Below are 15364 nucleotides of genomic sequence, written 5' to 3' on the forward strand. Positions count from 1 at the left end.
AAGACGTGGTTTCGAGTTTAAATTTTGTTAATGAAAATATTCACACAACAATTAAAGAAGAACAAAAAAGGATTTACCTTAACAGAACTCCTTGTCGTAATCGCTGTTATGGCACTTATCGGGAGTATTGTTTGGGGAGGATTGTCTAACTACAGAGATGTTCAAGCTCTTCAAAGCACTACTGACGTAATTGTTGCAACATTAGGCGAGGCTCGTTCACGGGCTATTTCTTCTGTGGAGGCAATACAGTACGGAGTGCACTTTGAAGAAAAAAGTATTGTTATGTTTGAGGGGAGTCAGTACTCAGCTTCTAGCGCAAGCAACACAACGACTGTTTTGAGTAACGCAATTTCCGTCTCCTCAAGTGGACTAACCTCATCATCAACCGAAATTGTTTTTGAAAAAATTACAGGAAAAGGAAGCGCTTCAGGACAGATAACAGTGTCTTTGTCGGCAAATGAAGATAAAAACTTTGTGATTATTGTTGAACCAATCGGGATTGCGTATCGAAAATAAAAAATGACAAGAAATTTTAAAAAAATGAATGGCTTTGGTTTGATTGAGGTTGTTATTGGAATAGCAATAATTTCTACTTCTCTATTTGCGATTATGTCAGCGGCAAGAGGAGCTCTTGATTTAAATCGCCGAACGATCGCAGATATTAAAAGTAAGTTTGTTTTAGACGAGGGGAGTGAGGTGTTACGCTTTATGCGAGATAACGCGTGGAATAATATTGGCGGACTTTCCACTTCAACTGTTTATTACTTAGCAACAACGACAACCGGTTGGATAGCAACAACATCTCCTCAAATGATTGACGGAACTTTTTTGAGAATTTTTAAGATTGAAGATGTTTCCCGTGGGCCCGACGGTAAAATTTCTGAAAATGGAAGCTATGATAGTGGTACAAAAAAAATTACAGTTTCAGTTTCGTTCAAAGATCGTTTTAGTACAACAACAAAACAAACCATATTTTACTTAACTGATATTTTTAGCGATTGATATGAAAATAGGGAAAAAAAATAATTCTGGAGGATATACTTTGGCGGAAATGCTGGGGTATCTTTTTGCTCTCAGTATTATTTCTGTTTTAGTCATCAATTCTCTTTTGTTGTTGGCAAAAGCTTTTGTTTCTATGAAAACATCGCGAGCGATTGGAACAAGCGCGGTTGTTTCCATTGACCAGATAACAAAAGAAATAAGAAGTGCGGAAAGTGTTTCTCCTTTGAGTGTTTTAAAAACAAGTCCTGGTAAATTAGTTTTGATTATGCCAGAAGGGTCGCCAACAACTACTGTTGAATTTTCTTTAGGGAATTCAAACGCGCTTCACAAATTTGAAAATGGTATTGACCAAGGTGTTTTAATCGCAACAGGTACCGATATTTCCAATTTAGTTTTTAACGTAGCAACAACAACTAAGAGTACTGCCGTATCTGTTGAAATGACAATCCGTGACAGCACAGAAAAAACCAAAATAATCGAAAGGTTTTATGGAACTGCGACAGTTAGAACTTATTAATATAAATAGGACATACACAAATGGCGCATTTCTTTGTCATTCTGCGGAAAATGTCGTTCAGTGTATACTTAATACACATCAATCCATTCTCCTTGAACTCCTCGAACTGCATCCATTTGAGTAAGTCCTAATAAAATATAAAAATGGAAAAAAGAATTAATTTTAAAGATCAAAGAGGGCAGGCGGTACTTACTGTAGTGGTTTTCCTCCTTTCCATTGGAATGTCGATTATTTACGGAGTAGTTTCTCCAACACTAAAACAATCAGCTGTTGCTGAAAATTTCATACAGTCAGGACAAAGTTATGCTACGTCTGAGTCAGGTATTGAGGACGTTATTTATCGTTTGAAAAAAGGAATGCAAGTTGGGGCGACAGAAACTTTGGTTGTTGCAAGTTCTACGGCTACAACGATAATTACTCCAATTGGTAGTAGTGAAAAATCTCTTTTTTCGTCGGGAGATAGTTTTAGAAGGATTCGTAACATAAGCGCTGGTTTGATTGTTTCAAATGGAATTTCTTTTAATTACGGATTGCAGGTTGGAAATGGTGGCTTTGAACTTGAAAATAGTTCAAAAATAATTGGCAATGTTTATTCTGGTGGAAAAATTGAAGGGGAGAACAGTAACTTAATTGAAGGGGATGTTATTTCTTCTGGGGCAACCGGCCGTATTATTGGCGTAAACGCAACAGGAAATGTTTACGCACACTCAATTAGTGATTCTCTTGTTGGAAAAAACGCTTATTATCAAAATATTACGAACACGACAGTTACCGGAACAAAATACCCAGGAAGTCCTGATCAAGCCGATGTTCCTATGCCAATTCCTGATACAGTTGTTGAGTCTTGGGAGCAGGAAGCGGTGGCAGGTGGCATGATTAGTTCTCCATGTCCGTACAAAATCACCAGTAATAAAACGCTAGGCCCCGTAAAAATTACTTGTGATGTAGAAATTTCTGGTAGTCCAGTTATAACGCTTAATGGACCTGTTTGGGTTACTGGGAATATATCTTTTACTAATAGTGCAATTATTAAGGTGGCTTCAGCTCTTGGGGCTAAAAGTGTGGTGGTGATAGCAGATAATCCGAGCAACAGAATAACCTCTAGTCAAATAGATATTGCCAACTCAAATACGTTTCAGGGTTCAGGGCAGAGTGGCTCGTACGTACTTTTGCTATCTCAAAATAATGCAGCTGAGTTGGGTGCGCCAAAAGGGGAAAATGTGGCAATTAATATACAAAATACCGCCGGCGGAGCACTTTTAGTTTATGCTGGGCACGGAGAGATACAACTTAATAACAGTGCAAGTTTGAAAGAGGTTACTGCCTTTAGGGTTCACGCAAAAAATACAGCGTCTGTAACTTACGAAACAGGACTTGCTTCACTTCTTTTTTCAAGCGGACCATCTGGTTCGTGGACAATTAAGGGTTGGAAAGAAGCTCAATAAAAATATTTTTAGCGGACAACAACCGTGTGCTACAATTAGGTGAATGAAAAAACTAATTGTTGGTAATTGGAAGATGAATCCCGAAACAGCAGAAGAAGCTAAGCGGATTGCTAGTGGGATTGTTAAGTTTTCTAAAAATATTAAAAAAACAGAAGTTGTTGTTTGTCCACCAATACTTTTTATTTCCGCTGTAGCTGAGGCTTCAAAGAAAACCAAGGTTTCTATTGGGGCACAAGATGCTTTTTATGAACCAAAAGGGGCTTATACAGGTTCAATTTCCGTGGATATGTTGAAAAGGATTGGGGTTAAGTATGTAATTCTTGGTCATTCTGAAAGGCGGGAGCTTGGCGAGACAGATGAACTAGTAAATAAAAAAATAAAAGTTTGTTTGAAAAATAACGTGACTCCAATTGTTTGCGTTGGGGAAAAAACACGCGATGCTCACGGGTATTACTTAGCTTTTATGAAAAAAGAAATCGAGCATTCTTTAGCTGGAATTAAAAGGAAAGATTTAAAAGATATTGTCATTGCTTATGAGCCTGTTTGGGCAGTAGGTAACAAGGCCCTTAAGGCAATTAGCGCAGAAGATCTTTCCGAAATGGTTATATATATAAAAAGAACACTTGCTGATTTGTTTGGACAAACAGCGGCCTTGTCTGTACGAATTTTATATGGGGGTTCGGTAAACAAAGAAAATGCAGGAGAGTTTTTTTACGGTGGTGGTTTGAGTGGTCTACTTGTAGGAAGAGATAGTTTAGATATTAAAAAATTTGCGGATATAATCACTCTTACCGAAGAAGCAGCTTCAATGAAATAGAATATGCGTTTATCAACACTACCTAAAAATTTAAAGTTAAAAGGAAAGCGTGTTTTAATACGCCTTGATTTAAATGAGCCAATAGAAAAAGGGATGGTGGTTAATGATTTTCGAATACGGAGAGCACTTCCAACTTTGCAATTTTTAGTGAAAAACGGAGCACGAGTTGTTGTACTTAGCCACCGAGAGAAACCCGAAGATACAATTAAAGTTGCGGTTTTGCATTTAAATAAATTTATTAAAGCGGGGTTTGTCCCTGATGTTTGTGGAAGCGTTGCCGAGGAATCAATCAAAAGAATGGCAGACGGGAGTATTCTTGTTTTAGAGAACTTGAGACGCGAGAAAGGGGAAGAAAAAAACGAACTATCTTTCGCAAAGAAGCTTGCGAGATTTGGAGATATTTATATAAACGAAGCGTTTTCAGTCTCTCATAGAAAGCATGCGTCAATTGTTTCAGTACCAAAACTCTTACCTTCTTTTGCGGGTTTTCTTTTTGCTGAAGAAGTTTCTAATCTTTCTCGTGCTATTAAACCAAAACAGCCACTTCTTATGGTTGTTAGTGGCGCCAAATCAGAAACCAAACTTCCACTCATAAAAAAATATTTGCCGAAAGCTTCAAATATTTTTGTTGGAGGCGCACTAGCCAATAGTTTTTTTAAGGAAGAAGGTTACGAAATAGGGAAATCTCTTGCCGATAAAAACACAAAAGCACTAAGCCCACTTTTAAAAAATAAAAAAGTATTTTTACCGGTTGATGTTGTTGTGAGAAGTGGGGAAGTTAAGTGGGCGGATGAGGTTTTAAAGAATGAATACATCGTTGATAATGGCCCAGAATCACTTTTTATTCTTGAAAACATGATTGATAAATCAAAAACCGTTATTGTGAATGGACCACTTGGTGTTTATCAAGATGGATTTGGTGCTGGGACAGAAAAGCTTTTAAAAATTCTCGCAAAAGCAAAATGCGAAACTATTATTGGCGGAGGTGATACTTCGGCTCTTGTTTCTAAATTAAAACTTGAGAAAAAATTCTCATTTGTTTCGACTGGTGGCGGGGCGATGCTCGATTTTTTGATTAACGAAACTCTGCCTGGGATAAAAGCCCTAACTCGCTAATTATCTAAAATAATCTTTTTGATTTTTTCTGCAGTCGCAGACATTTCTCCCTCGTTATAATTTTTGCCATGCCAATGAGTGAAACCATCTCCAGTAAATCGGGGAACTAAATGAAGGTGTAGGTGGTAGACAAGTTGACCTGCTGGTCCGCCATTATTGTTTATGATATTTAGGCCGTCAGCGTTAACTCCATTTTTAACAGCACTAGAGACTATTTTTAGTGCCGACACTATATTTTGAAGAGTTTCACTTGGTGTATCAAAAATATTTTGAGTATGTTTTTTCGGTATTAAAAGTGTGTGCCCGATGTTTATTGGATTAATATCTAAAAATGCCAAAGAGTGTTCATCCTCGTAGACTTTTTCGGCTGGAATTTCTCCAGCAATTATTTTACAAAAAAGACAATTTTTTTCTTCGATGGATGTTTCGTTGTTCATGAATTGATTGTATGTAATTTAAGCTAATTTTCAAAGTAGAGGCTTAAAATTGTGTGTGGTAAAATGAGGGACCTTAATGAAAGAAACCTATAAAATAAAAAGCGAAATACCAGATGGTGCTCGAGAAAAGCTTGCCCAATATGGAGAATTTTTGGCAAAACTTTTATATCATCGTGGAATAAAAGAAGCAGATGAAGCTGAGAGGTTTTTAAATCCGGATTACGAGCGCGACACCAATGACCCTTTTCTAATTTTAAACATGGAACGTGGAGTGGAGCGTATTATGAGAGCTATCGAAGAAGAGGAAAGAATAGTTGTTTATGGAGATTATGATTGTGATGGAATTCCCGGCTCGGTTATTCTTCATGATTTTTTTAAAAAGATTGGCTATAAAAATTTTTTAAATTATATCCCACATCGAAATATTGAAGGTTATGGATTAAATCGTGGAGCGATAGAGCAATTTGCCAAAGATGGCACAGCACTCGTTGTTACCGTCGATTGTGGAATAACTGATGTTCAAGAAGTTGCTTTGGCGAATGAACTTGGTATTGATGTAATTATTACCGACCATCATTTGCCACAAGCGATACTTCCAAATGCTTATGCAATTATTAATTCAAAACAAGAAGGTGATACCTATCCCGACAACATGCTCTGTGGTGCGGGGGTTGCATTCAAATTAGTTCAAGCTCTTTTGTCTTTAGGGCGCGAAAAATGGGGGGTACCAACTGGATGGGAAAAATGGTTGCTTGATATGGCGGGTCTTTCAACCATTGCCGACATGGTCCCACTTCAAAAAGAAAATCGAGCTTTGGCTCATTTTGGAATTTCTGTTTTGAGAAAATCACGTCGACCAGGATTCCAAAAACTTTTACGAAAAATGTTTATGGATCAACGACACATTACCGAAGACGACATTGCTTTTATGATTGCTCCGAGAATAAACGCCGCTTCACGGCTTGATGTTCCGTTTGAAGCATTTCGTCTTCTTTCTACAAATGATGAAACAACTGCTGATGAACTCTCTAGTCATTTGCAGAACATAAACGAAGGAAGAAAGGGGATGGTTCTTTCGATTATGAAGGAGGTTAAACAAACGATGGAGAAAAGAGAGCTGAGGGAAATTATTGTAATCGGAAGTCCTTCTTGGAAACCTGGGGTTGCGGGTCTTGTGGCAACGCGATTGGTTGAAGAATACGACAGACCTGTTTTTGTTTGGGGGTCTGATGAAAATAACACCCACCTTAAGGGTTCGTGTCGATCTGACGGCACGATTAATTTAGTTGAACTTATGGTTAATGTTCCAGATGGAACATTTTTAGACGTTGGAGGTCACGAGTTTTCGGGTGGGTTTTCGGTTTCACACGAGGCGATTCATTTTTTAGAAGATGCACTTGTTAAGGCGTACCTTAACTTACCTAAAAAAGAAAAAGATACGGGGGCGATAGAAGTTGACGCGGAGCTAACACTTAATCAAGTTACCCGCGAAAATTATAAACATATTGAAAAGTTGGCACCTTTTGGTGTTGGCAACCATAAACCAACCTTTATTTTTCGTGGAGTTGTTCCAGAAGAAGTGAAAGCTTTTGGAAAAGGACGTAACCACTTGGAAATTATTTTCAAAACAGAAAAAGGAGATTTGGTTTCAGCGATAGGTTTTTTTAAAACGGCAAAAGATTTTGGCACTTTAGTTGAGGCGGGGACTCCGGTTGACATGGTGGCAACATTTGAAAAATCGATGTATCGAGGTGTCGATAAATTACGTTTGCGGATTGTTGATGTTGTGGCAAAAAGTTAGAATAGCTGTATGAAAAATAATCTTATTATCTTTGCTGACGGAAGCTCTCTTGGAAATCCCGGCCCAGGTGGTTGGGGTGCTGTTGTTGTGTACGAAAATAGTTCAAAAGTAGTTGAACTCGGTGGTGGAGATAAACATACAACCAACAATAGAATGGAGTTAACCGGTGCGATCGAAGCGTTAAATTTTTCTAACACAATAAAGGACGATGATCAGAAGTTGATTCTCCATACAGATTCAAGTTATGTAATAAATGGAATCACTAAATGGATTCATAATTGGGAAAAGAAAAATTGGATAGGTACTAATAAAAAAGAAATTTTGAACAAAGATTTGTGGGTGAAACTTTCAAAAATAGTCAAAGGTAAAAAAATTGAGTGGAAGCACGTGAAGGGCCATGTTGGAATTGCTGGTAACGAGCGAGCTGATTTTTTGGCCACGATGTGCGCAAAAGAACAAAGCTGGAAAAAAGAAAAATTTTTTACAGGTCCAATTTCAAAATACCCATATGATATTTTGAATACGAAAGTTAGTGTGACAAAGTCTGTGTCACGGGAAAAAACAAAATCAAAAAAGAAAAGTTCTAGTGCAAAGGCATACTCATATTTATCGTTAGTGAATGGCAAGCTCATGCGCCACGCAACTTGGGCAGAGTGCGAGAAGAGGGTGAAGGGTGTTCCAAAAACAAAATTTAAAAAAGCATTTTCTAAAGAGGATGAAATCTCTATTGCGAAAGAGTGGGGAGTGAAGTAAAAAAATAAACGACTTGCGATGAGCGCAAGTCGTTTTCATTTCCTCCTCTCTTTTCCCGTCCTTATCAAAGGAATCCTTCTTCCGTTACCGATCTTTGTTTGAGGGAACCAAGATTTAATTTCAATTACTATCTTTGGGTCAAGCATCGGCATTTTCAGAACTGAACATCTGATTGCGTGACGATATAAATTCTCGTCTTGGTAGAAAGTTCCAGGCACTAAAAAGGTGTCTTTGTGCCAGGAAGTTTTGATGTCGCAATATGCAAGTATTTCGCAAAGATTCGCATATCGATAATCAAATTTATCCACCTCAATTTTTCCGCGAAGCTCTTTCTCAAACTGCTCAATCGAAACATTGCCTTCTGTGATTGCGAAGACGACGTCGACTAAGTATGGAGAATCCGGAAAAACAGAATAACGTGTTCCCGGTACACGAGAGACCCCGCGAGCGCTTAACTGTAATTCTAGTACGGCACTCTCATTGTCGTTTTTTTCAGACATCGCTGGGTGAAAAAATTTTGCGTAATGCTCGTATTTGGTCCTATTGACCAAGACCTTTCCACCAATTTCAATTTTCACAAAAGTTCCTTCCAAAAGAATTATCTGTTGATATTCTTTCACAAGCTTTTGTTTTTGTATATGTCTCTACTGTATTATGAAAAGGTGAGAAATATTCTATTTTTTGCGATATTTTTTGGTTTAATTGTCGGTATTGTTACTGAATCATATTTACGATTCGGTGGTTCTTTTATATTTTTGTTCTTGATTTTATCAATCGCATTTTCAATAACGAGATATTTTTTTGAAAGGAAACTCCTTTTTCATTCTTTGGCAATATTTTTTCTTTGCGTTTCCTTCGGCGCAATACGCGCCGATTACTCAGAGTACAAATATAATTCAATTAAAAATGAACTCTCGACACTTGTTGGTACCCCGCACGAGTTTAGTGGCATGGTTGTTGGAGGTGTTTCACACGGAGAACAAACAACAAAATTTTTTGTTTCATTAAGCGGGGTGAAAAGTAATGAAGGGAGTAAGAATATTGAAGGAATTATTTCTGTGGTAGCTTCTCGAGAGACTACAGTTTTCTATGGCGATGAAATAAGAATTTCCGGAACGATTACTGAACCAAAAAGTTTTGTTACAGAACGAGGGGATGTTTTTGATTACAGTGCATATCTCGCCACACGCGGAGCGCATTACGTGATGCTTTATCCAAAGATAAGTGTGTTAGGGGGAAATAAAAGCACGGGGATTATCGGTAAACTTGTTTCCTTAAAAACAGCTTTTGAGGAAAAAACAAAAGCAATTTTCGGTGAGCCAGAAGCTAGTCTTCTAAATGGAATTTTATTTGGAGCAAATGATTCACTTGGAGAGCCGTTAACGACAAATCTTAAAAACACATCAACAATTCATATTGCTGTGTTGTCTGGTTATAATATCGCGCTTGTTGTCATTGCACTCTTGTTTATGACTTCGTTTTTACCAAAACTAATTAGTATCCTTTTTTCAATTATTGGAATTGTTTTATTTGTCGCAATGGTTGGAGTAGAGCCACCGGCCGTTCGCTCTGCAATCATGGCTATCGTCGCACTTTCAGGACTAATTTTAGGAAGACCGTATGATGCCGGAAGAGCACTTTTTGTAGCGATAGCGCTCATGCTTTTTCAGAACCCAGAAATTTATGGAAATCCTTCGTTTATACTTTCGTGCCTCGCGACGTTTGGAATAATTTTTCTAACACCAATTTTTTCTTTATTGTTTTCGTCTATAACGAATCGTTACAATTTTCGCGAATTATTAGCAACAACTATTTCAGCCCAACTTTCAGTAACACCTTATTTGGTTTATTTGGTCGGCGTTTTTTCGGTCGTGGCCCTGCCGGCAAATATTCTTGTTCTTCCTGTGATTCCACTTATTATGATTTTTGGGTTTATCTCAGTTCTCGCTAGTTTTGTCGTTGGGGTAATTGCGCTTCCTCTTTTTGCTATTACGCACGTCCTGCTTTCGTATTTAATTAGCGTAGTTTCTTTTTTTGGAGGGCTATCGTTTGCTACGATTTCACTTGGAATAATTTCTGGAATTTATACCTTATTGTTTTATGTCATTATGGTTATAGTTTTTTTGTTTATACACAGAAAGGTAAGAGGAAATGAAAAATAATTTTAAGCAGTATTACGCATTTTTATTTATTTTAGTAATTCTCGTTATTAATGTTTTTGTTTGGTCGGCTGTTGTAAAGGAAGGGCGCGCAAAAGTTCTTACCGTTGCCTTTCTTGATGTTGGTGTTGGAGATGCAATTTATATAGAAGCGCCAAACGGGAACAGAATGCTTGTTGATGGTGGGCCCGACAGAAGCGTTGTTAGAGAGCTTTCAAAGTTGATGCCGTTTTACGAAAGATCAATTGATGTTGTTCTAGCAACTCATCCAGATAAAGATCATATCGGTGGTCTAATAGATGTTTTAAGAAACTACGATGTAAAAAATATTGTGACAACCGGCGCAACATCAACAACAGATACGGACGAGGTATTTAAAAAAGCGATTAAGGATGAAGAAAAAAGCGGGGCGGAAAATGTTGTTGCAAGAAGAGGGACAACAATAGAACTTTCACCAGAAGTTTTTTTCAGTATTCTTTATCCAATTTCTATTCATGCAAAAGACCAAACCAACGATACTTCTGTCGTTGGTATCCTTTATTATGGTAACGAATCGTTTATGTTGACTGGCGATGCTCCACAAAAAGTAGAGAAGTATCTTGTCGCGACGGATGGTAAAAATTTAAAAGCGACAGTTTTAAAACTCGGACACCATGGGTCAAAAACGTCTTCCAGCGAATCTTTCATTGGGAATGTTTCTCCAGATTACGCGATTATCTCCACTGCAAAGAAAAATAGATACGGACATCCACATAAAGAAGTAATTGATTTGTTGAAAAAATATAATATTCCGACGATTGCTACTTACGATTCAGGGACAGTAATCTTTAAAACAAACGGCGAAACTCTTACTCATAATTAAATTAAAAAACCCTTTGATGTTATCTTGGGGTTTTTTTGTGCTGTGAGCACAGAGCTATTTGACACAAGCTTTTGTGATTGCCGCCGAGGCAAGTTCCCGCATATTTCCGTAGATTGGGAAGTCGGGGTGTATTGCGGATTTGAAGTTGCGCACGACTCCATCAAGCCCCGGAAAATTCTTTTCTCCGCCAATCACGATTCGCAGGAAATGGTTGTACATAAGTTGCCCGCGCCACTCTCCGAGCTCTCCACGAGTGTCCATTGCATATGGCAGGCCGTCGTTGCGAGGATGTTCCACGCTTTCTTCGGGTAGCCAAAAAATGATGCACCCGTGCGTTCCCGCGAGGTGAAGATAGTGGCGCTCCCAGTCGAGTTGGCGTTCGTAAACACCAGTTTTCCCGGATACCCTGAAGTTTCGCAGGAAATGATTTTGCCCGTAGCGCTGAGGAATAGCGACAAGGAAATCGCGATCGCCAATCTGACTCCTGATTTCACCACACATCGCGTATTGCCAGTCGCCACCACCTAAGACGGGTCCGGCAAGGAAGAATATGGGAAGATCTCCATATTCAGAAAGACCAACATGGTCTTTAGGAAGAACAATTTTCATTGGAAGTACTCCTTTTGAGGTTGTCTATTTTCAAACTACATCAAACCAGTTTGTTTCGCAAGAAAAAATCCGCCACTTCGGCGGATTTTGATTATTTAGTAGATGGGTGAAGGAGATGTTTACCTGCTTTCATACAGCGGGTACATATTTTTTGGCGCTTCCCGTCAGTCATTTTTGCCCATTGCAAATTAACCTGGGCTCGTACTTTCCCGGTTGGGTTGAATTTTGTCGCGCGAATTCGGTTTGAATATCCGCCTACGACCAAACTTCCTCGCTCACAAATTGGACAAATTTTTGCCATAGATTTAGTCGCCGTATGCTATCATGTGCTTCATATATATGCAAGAAATTGACTTCATTTTCACAATCGCGGCCTTAATTATGTCGGTCGTTGTTCACGAAGTTTCTCATGGGTATGTGGCAGACATTTTAGGTGATGGAACCGCTCGTTTTTCAGGCAGGTTAACTCTTAACCCCTTAAAACACCTTGACCCGATAGGCTCTTTTTTAATTCCAGTCCTTTCTTATTTTTCGGCTGGTTTTCTTTTTGGTTGGGCAAAACCAGTGCCATATAATCCATATAATTTAAAAAATCAAAGATGGGGTGAGTTGATGGTTGCGGGAGCTGGTCCACTTTCTAACTTTTTAATCGCAATTGTTTTCGGTTTGATTATTCGCTTTTCTTCAGAGCTCGGGATAAATAGTGTCGCTTTTCTTTCCCTCTCTGCTTCGATTGTCTTTCTTAATATAATTTTAGGAGTTTTCAATCTGGTTCCGATTCCACCACTTGATGGTTCAAAGGTTCTTTTCTCAATTTTGCCCGTGAAACTTGGATATATTCAAGAGAATCTAGAGCGTTATTGGCCAATTGCTCTTGTTGTTTTTGTTCTTTTCCTTTGGCAGTTTATTGCCCCAGTAGCTCGTTTTTTGTTCAGTTTTATAGTCGGAGTCCCGTTTTAGTTAGTTTTTACTAACACAAGTTTGTTTTCGTTTGATAACTATTATATAAAGAATATAGTTTTGAACTTCAAATAAATAAAGGAGGTGCTTATGAACCCCGTTGAGATTCCTCAACCAAGAACCGTTTTGTCGGTTGAGGAATTTTTAGCCTCTCTCGACAAGACAAATCCTACGTTTCAAATGGTAGAAAGGGCGCTGACATTTCCCAATAACAAAACAAGGTGTATTTACAAAAAAGACTCGCAGTTATGCGAGATGGTTATGGGAAGAAAGAGTGTTTCTCGCTTACCAATTGTAGACAAGCCACTGCAGGTTGTAATTGAGGCCGGCGATTTCCACGAAGTAATAACCGGAGCTCTGTATTCATATCACTTCGTCTTGAATGGTGGAGACCCGAACGAGCGCAATAGTTTGATTTGGGGAGAACTTTATTGTCGCGCGGGGTACGGATACTACTTCACAGGAGCATATGGTAATGATCACTCAGTAATCATCTCTGAGCATCACTATAAGCCGGATAGCTTCGACAAAGACTTGCTGATAAGGCTTGGCTTTGATTTTTAAACCCCACCGCCGCAAGGTTCGGTGGGGTTTTTAGCTTTTTCTTGTATAAATAAACGATTTTACCCTTAAAAACACTGGTTTTTCTTTCAAATAAACCCCAATATTCCCCTTTGAAATGCATTACGGAGCGTGGCGACGCGAGTATAGTAAATTTTCAGCAGAAAATTATACGCGCATTTCAAAGGGGAATATAAAAAGACTTGCATTAAAACCCGTTGAATAGTAGTATTTCCCCACAAGCCTCATTGAGGCAGTTTAATTTTTTCATGCCAACAATCAATCAGCTCGCAAAACGAGGACGAAAGAAAATCATCCGCAAACCAAAAGCGGTGGCTTTGCTCAAGGGTTTTAATGCTATTCAGAATCGTCCAATTTATTACAACTCTCCATTTAAGAGAGGTGTTTGTACAAAAGTTACAACAACGACACCAAAGAAACCTAACTCCGCTCTCCGTAAAATCGCCCGTGTTCGTCTTACAAATGGAATGGAAGTGACTGCATATATTCCTGGAATCAAACACAATCTTCAGGAACACGCCGTTGTTGTCCTTCGTGGTGGTCGTGTTAAGGACCTAACTGGAGTTCGATACCACATTGTTCGTGGTGTACTCGATACGACAGGTGTTGAAAACCGCAAGCAGAGTCGTAGTCTTTATGGAGCTAAAAAAGCTAAGGCTGGTGCAAAAAAATAAAAAATGAGAAAAAAAGTTAAAAATCGAAATATCCCTGGACCAGACCTCCAATACAACTCTCCAAAAGTAGAGAAGTTTATAAACTATGTTATGGGAAGCGGAAAGAAAAACACTGCTCGTAAGATTGTTTACGGAGCTTTTGATATTATTAAGGAAAAGACAAAGAACCCTAATCCGCTTGAGATTTTTGATCTAGCTCTCAAGAACGCGAGCCCAGTGATGGAAGTTCGTTCGCGCCGAATCGGTGGGGCAAATTATCAGGTTCCTCGCGAAGTTAGACCAGAAAGACGCATGATGCTCGCATATCGATGGATGATTGATGCGGCGAAGTCAGGAAAAGGACGACCAATGCACGAAAAACTAGCCGACGAATTAATCGGAGCAAGTAAAAATGAAGGTGTCGCTATTAAGAAAAGAGACGATACCCACAAAATGGCGGAAGCAAACAAGGCATTTGCCCATTTTACCTGGTAATTTTAAAGCCCACGAAAGTGGGTTTTAAAATTACAGTTGTAAAATGGAGCATCCAGCTCCAATTTTGCCAGTATATTTTTGTAACATATTAAATAAACAATAAAACATAACTGACATTTTGCGAGGTGCGCGCGAATAGCGCTTACTTTTTTTGGCGAAGCGCCTCGCCAGCAATTCATTTTGCAAAATTGGGGCTGTGGCGCTCACTTCACTTGGTAGAAAAAGAAAACAAAAGACTCGCGAAAGCGAGTCTTTTGTTTGACATATTTCCTTAATTAATGTATTATGCAAAAAGTTATTGTAGTCTAACCAAACAAACTGGAGACATACCATGGGAAACAGAGCTTTGCTGAGGAATATTCCTCAAGAAATTCAAAAGCGTTACAACATCGGTCCGGAGGTTGAGGTGGTCGTGAGTGGTGAAAGCATGGGAGGTAATTTTTCATTTCAAAACCTCAGCGGTCAGCATGTTGGTATTGACGCTGTGGAGTTGTGTGGCACGGAAATCACGATTCAGTTCTTGTAGTTCACGTGCCAAGACACACACTTAAACACCCCGCAAATTGCGGGGTGAGTTGTTTTGTTTGACATTAAATCCTAATTATGAAAGTTTAAGTGATAGTTGTTAGCTAACTCATTAACAGAAAAGGGGGTAGCATGTTTTATTTTTTGCGTTCTTTGTGGCGGTCGTTTAAGTTTGGACACCTGATTCCTTTGTGGAACTCATTTCGCGTGCTTACTTCCAATGACCCCTGGGCTGGAAGTTGTGGTTACCGCGAAGCCAATCTTCGGTGGTACCTCGACATCATCGCGAGGGGTATGTCTGAGCGAGGGGCCATTGTGAAAACACGTTTCAATCCCGAGAAAAAAGTTGCAGAATTTTTCCTCGTCTCTACGGGGGAAGTAATTGCTCGAGTTCTTCTGCGAAACGACTACAGGGGCTTTGAATATCTTTTTCTTTATGTCGACCTTTCGGAAAAGCCCATTTTTTTAGCTAAACAAGAAAGGCCTGAAATACTGATTAAGCGAGGTTTGCCAACGTTCAGGATTAACCTCATGGATCTTAAATATTTCTAGCCTGCCTTGGCGACTAGAAATGAATAAAAACTACAAGCACGCTTCGGCGTGCTTGCTTTGTTTTTGGGTTGTTAATTTA

The 15364-nt window shown here is 38.9% G+C and carries 20 protein-coding genes; 16 read left to right on the forward strand and 4 right to left on the reverse strand.

What is annotated here, in order from left to right:
• The first annotated feature begins 30 nt into the window (after positions 1 to 30).
• The 6 genes from WC724_02765 (at position 31) to pgk (ending at position 4897) form a co-directional block, all read left to right on the forward strand.
• Positions 31 to 516: a prepilin-type N-terminal cleavage/methylation domain-containing protein gene (locus WC724_02765; GenBank protein ID MFA6077917.1), complete on the forward strand. Its 486-nt coding sequence runs from the start codon at positions 31 to 33 to the stop codon at positions 514 to 516.
• 3 nt (positions 517 to 519) lie between these two features.
• Positions 520 to 1002 (forward strand): hypothetical protein, encoded by a 483-nt coding sequence (locus WC724_02770; GenBank protein ID MFA6077918.1) that lies wholly within the window; start codon positions 520 to 522, stop codon positions 1000 to 1002.
• A 1-nt stretch (position 1003) separates the two neighbouring features.
• Positions 1004 to 1519 (forward strand): hypothetical protein, encoded by a 516-nt coding sequence (locus WC724_02775; GenBank protein MFA6077919.1) that lies wholly within the window; start codon positions 1004 to 1006, stop codon positions 1517 to 1519.
• A gap of 143 nt (positions 1520 to 1662) precedes the next feature.
• Positions 1663 to 2964 carry a hypothetical protein gene (locus WC724_02780; protein ID MFA6077920.1) on the forward strand — a complete coding sequence of 434 codons (1302 nt, stop codon included), beginning with the start codon at positions 1663 to 1665 and terminating at the stop codon, positions 2962 to 2964.
• Positions 2965 to 3007: 43 nt separating this feature from the next.
• A complete protein-coding gene (gene tpiA / locus WC724_02785) occupies positions 3008 to 3781 on the forward strand; it encodes a triose-phosphate isomerase (GenBank protein MFA6077921.1) in 774 nt (257 codons plus the stop codon).
• 3 nt (positions 3782 to 3784) lie between these two features.
• Positions 3785 to 4897 (forward strand): phosphoglycerate kinase, encoded by a 1113-nt coding sequence (gene pgk, locus WC724_02790; GenBank protein MFA6077922.1) that lies wholly within the window; start codon positions 3785 to 3787, stop codon positions 4895 to 4897.
• Here the strand turns inward: pgk and WC724_02795 are convergent.
• Positions 4894 to 5334, reverse strand: coding sequence for an HIT family protein (locus WC724_02795; GenBank protein ID MFA6077923.1), 441 nt, complete (start codon positions 5332 to 5334; stop codon positions 4894 to 4896). The two genes, pgk and WC724_02795, sit on opposite strands and share 4 nt — an antisense overlap.
• 76 nt (positions 5335 to 5410) lie before the next feature.
• Here WC724_02795 and recJ point away from each other — a divergent pair, with 76 nt between their 5' ends.
• Together recJ and rnhA are read left to right on the forward strand one after the other, a co-directional pair.
• Positions 5411 to 7135: a single-stranded-DNA-specific exonuclease RecJ gene (gene recJ / locus WC724_02800; protein MFA6077924.1), complete on the forward strand. Its 1725-nt coding sequence runs from the start codon at positions 5411 to 5413 to the stop codon at positions 7133 to 7135.
• Positions 7136 to 7144: 9 nt separating this feature from the next.
• Positions 7145 to 7888 (forward strand): ribonuclease HI, encoded by a 744-nt coding sequence (gene rnhA, locus WC724_02805; GenBank protein ID MFA6077925.1) that lies wholly within the window; start codon positions 7145 to 7147, stop codon positions 7886 to 7888.
• Positions 7889 to 7923: 35 nt separating this feature from the next.
• On the opposite strand, the gene WC724_02810 is transcribed toward rnhA, so the two are convergent.
• Positions 7924 to 8508, reverse strand: a complete 585-nt coding sequence (locus WC724_02810; protein ID MFA6077926.1) for a hypothetical protein — start codon at positions 8506 to 8508, stop codon at positions 7924 to 7926.
• 18 nt (positions 8509 to 8526) lie between these two features.
• On the opposite strand from WC724_02810, the gene WC724_02815 reads away from it, so the two are divergent.
• Together WC724_02815 and WC724_02820 are read left to right on the forward strand one after the other, a co-directional pair.
• Positions 8527 to 10050, forward strand: coding sequence for a ComEC/Rec2 family competence protein (locus WC724_02815; GenBank protein MFA6077927.1), 1524 nt, complete (start codon positions 8527 to 8529; stop codon positions 10048 to 10050).
• A complete protein-coding gene (locus WC724_02820) occupies positions 10040 to 10909 on the forward strand; it encodes a ComEC/Rec2 family competence protein (protein MFA6077928.1) in 870 nt (289 codons plus the stop codon). Before WC724_02815 ends, WC724_02820 begins: the two co-directional genes overlap by 11 nt.
• Before the next feature lie 54 nt (positions 10910 to 10963).
• On the opposite strand, the gene WC724_02825 is transcribed toward WC724_02820, so the two are convergent.
• Together WC724_02825 and WC724_02830 are read right to left on the reverse strand one after the other, a co-directional pair.
• Positions 10964 to 11518, reverse strand: coding sequence for a hypothetical protein (locus tag WC724_02825; GenBank protein MFA6077929.1), 555 nt, complete (start codon positions 11516 to 11518; stop codon positions 10964 to 10966).
• Between the two features lie 91 nt (positions 11519 to 11609).
• Positions 11610 to 11819, reverse strand: coding sequence for a 50S ribosomal protein L28 (locus WC724_02830; protein MFA6077930.1), 210 nt, complete (start codon positions 11817 to 11819; stop codon positions 11610 to 11612).
• Between the two features lie 38 nt (positions 11820 to 11857).
• Here WC724_02830 and WC724_02835 point away from each other — a divergent pair, with 38 nt between their 5' ends.
• The 6 genes from WC724_02835 (at position 11858) to WC724_02860 (ending at position 15285) form a co-directional block, all read left to right on the forward strand.
• A complete protein-coding gene (locus WC724_02835; protein ID MFA6077931.1) occupies positions 11858 to 12478 on the forward strand; it encodes a site-2 protease family protein in 621 nt (206 codons plus the stop codon).
• Between the two features lie 90 nt (positions 12479 to 12568).
• Positions 12569 to 13042 (forward strand): hypothetical protein, encoded by a 474-nt coding sequence (locus WC724_02840; GenBank protein MFA6077932.1) that lies wholly within the window; start codon positions 12569 to 12571, stop codon positions 13040 to 13042.
• Positions 13043 to 13308: 266 nt separating this feature from the next.
• Positions 13309 to 13734, forward strand: a complete 426-nt coding sequence (gene rpsL / locus WC724_02845) for a 30S ribosomal protein S12 (GenBank protein ID MFA6077933.1) — start codon at positions 13309 to 13311, stop codon at positions 13732 to 13734.
• A gap of 3 nt (positions 13735 to 13737) precedes the next feature.
• Positions 13738 to 14208, forward strand: a complete 471-nt coding sequence (rpsG, locus tag WC724_02850) for a 30S ribosomal protein S7 (GenBank protein ID MFA6077934.1) — start codon at positions 13738 to 13740, stop codon at positions 14206 to 14208.
• A 331-nt stretch (positions 14209 to 14539) separates the two neighbouring features.
• Positions 14540 to 14734 (forward strand): hypothetical protein, encoded by a 195-nt coding sequence (locus WC724_02855; protein MFA6077935.1) that lies wholly within the window; start codon positions 14540 to 14542, stop codon positions 14732 to 14734.
• A gap of 131 nt (positions 14735 to 14865) precedes the next feature.
• Entirely contained in the window at positions 14866 to 15285 is a 420-nt protein-coding gene (locus WC724_02860) for a hypothetical protein (GenBank protein MFA6077936.1), read from the forward strand.
• Positions 15286 to 15364: the final 79 nt, after the last annotated feature.

It is taken from the genome of Candidatus Paceibacterota bacterium (assembly GCA_041661305.1).
Lineage (GTDB): Bacteria > Patescibacteriota > Minisyncoccia > Phycocordibacterales > VMEP01 > VMEP01.

Coding starts and splice junctions, on each gene's coding strand:
- WC724_02765 (MFA6077917.1), top strand. CDS start 31: ATGAAAATATTCACACAACAATTAAAGAAGAACAAAAAAGGATTTACC.
- WC724_02770 (MFA6077918.1), top strand. CDS start 520: ATGACAAGAAATTTTAAAAAAATGAATGGCTTTGGTTTGATTGAGGTT.
- WC724_02775 (MFA6077919.1), top strand. CDS start 1,004: ATGAAAATAGGGAAAAAAAATAATTCTGGAGGATATACTTTGGCGGAA.
- WC724_02780 (MFA6077920.1), top strand. CDS start 1,663: ATGGAAAAAAGAATTAATTTTAAAGATCAAAGAGGGCAGGCGGTACTT.
- tpiA (MFA6077921.1), top strand. CDS start 3,008: ATGAAAAAACTAATTGTTGGTAATTGGAAGATGAATCCCGAAACAGCA.
- pgk (MFA6077922.1), top strand. CDS start 3,785: ATGCGTTTATCAACACTACCTAAAAATTTAAAGTTAAAAGGAAAGCGT.
- WC724_02795 (MFA6077923.1), bottom strand. CDS start 5,334: ATGAACAACGAAACATCCATCGAAGAAAAAAATTGTCTTTTTTGTAAA.
- recJ (MFA6077924.1), top strand. CDS start 5,411: ATGAAAGAAACCTATAAAATAAAAAGCGAAATACCAGATGGTGCTCGA.
- rnhA (MFA6077925.1), top strand. CDS start 7,145: ATGAAAAATAATCTTATTATCTTTGCTGACGGAAGCTCTCTTGGAAAT.
- WC724_02815 (MFA6077927.1), top strand. CDS start 8,527: ATGTCTCTACTGTATTATGAAAAGGTGAGAAATATTCTATTTTTTGCG.
- WC724_02820 (MFA6077928.1), top strand. CDS start 10,040: ATGAAAAATAATTTTAAGCAGTATTACGCATTTTTATTTATTTTAGTA.
- WC724_02825 (MFA6077929.1), bottom strand. CDS start 11,518: ATGAAAATTGTTCTTCCTAAAGACCATGTTGGTCTTTCTGAATATGGA.
- WC724_02830 (MFA6077930.1), bottom strand. CDS start 11,819: ATGGCAAAAATTTGTCCAATTTGTGAGCGAGGAAGTTTGGTCGTAGGC.
- WC724_02835 (MFA6077931.1), top strand. CDS start 11,858: ATGCAAGAAATTGACTTCATTTTCACAATCGCGGCCTTAATTATGTCG.
- WC724_02840 (MFA6077932.1), top strand. CDS start 12,569: ATGAACCCCGTTGAGATTCCTCAACCAAGAACCGTTTTGTCGGTTGAG.
- rpsL (MFA6077933.1), top strand. CDS start 13,309: ATGCCAACAATCAATCAGCTCGCAAAACGAGGACGAAAGAAAATCATC.
- rpsG (MFA6077934.1), top strand. CDS start 13,738: ATGAGAAAAAAAGTTAAAAATCGAAATATCCCTGGACCAGACCTCCAA.
- WC724_02855 (MFA6077935.1), top strand. CDS start 14,540: ATGGGAAACAGAGCTTTGCTGAGGAATATTCCTCAAGAAATTCAAAAG.
- WC724_02860 (MFA6077936.1), top strand. CDS start 14,866: ATGTTTTATTTTTTGCGTTCTTTGTGGCGGTCGTTTAAGTTTGGACAC.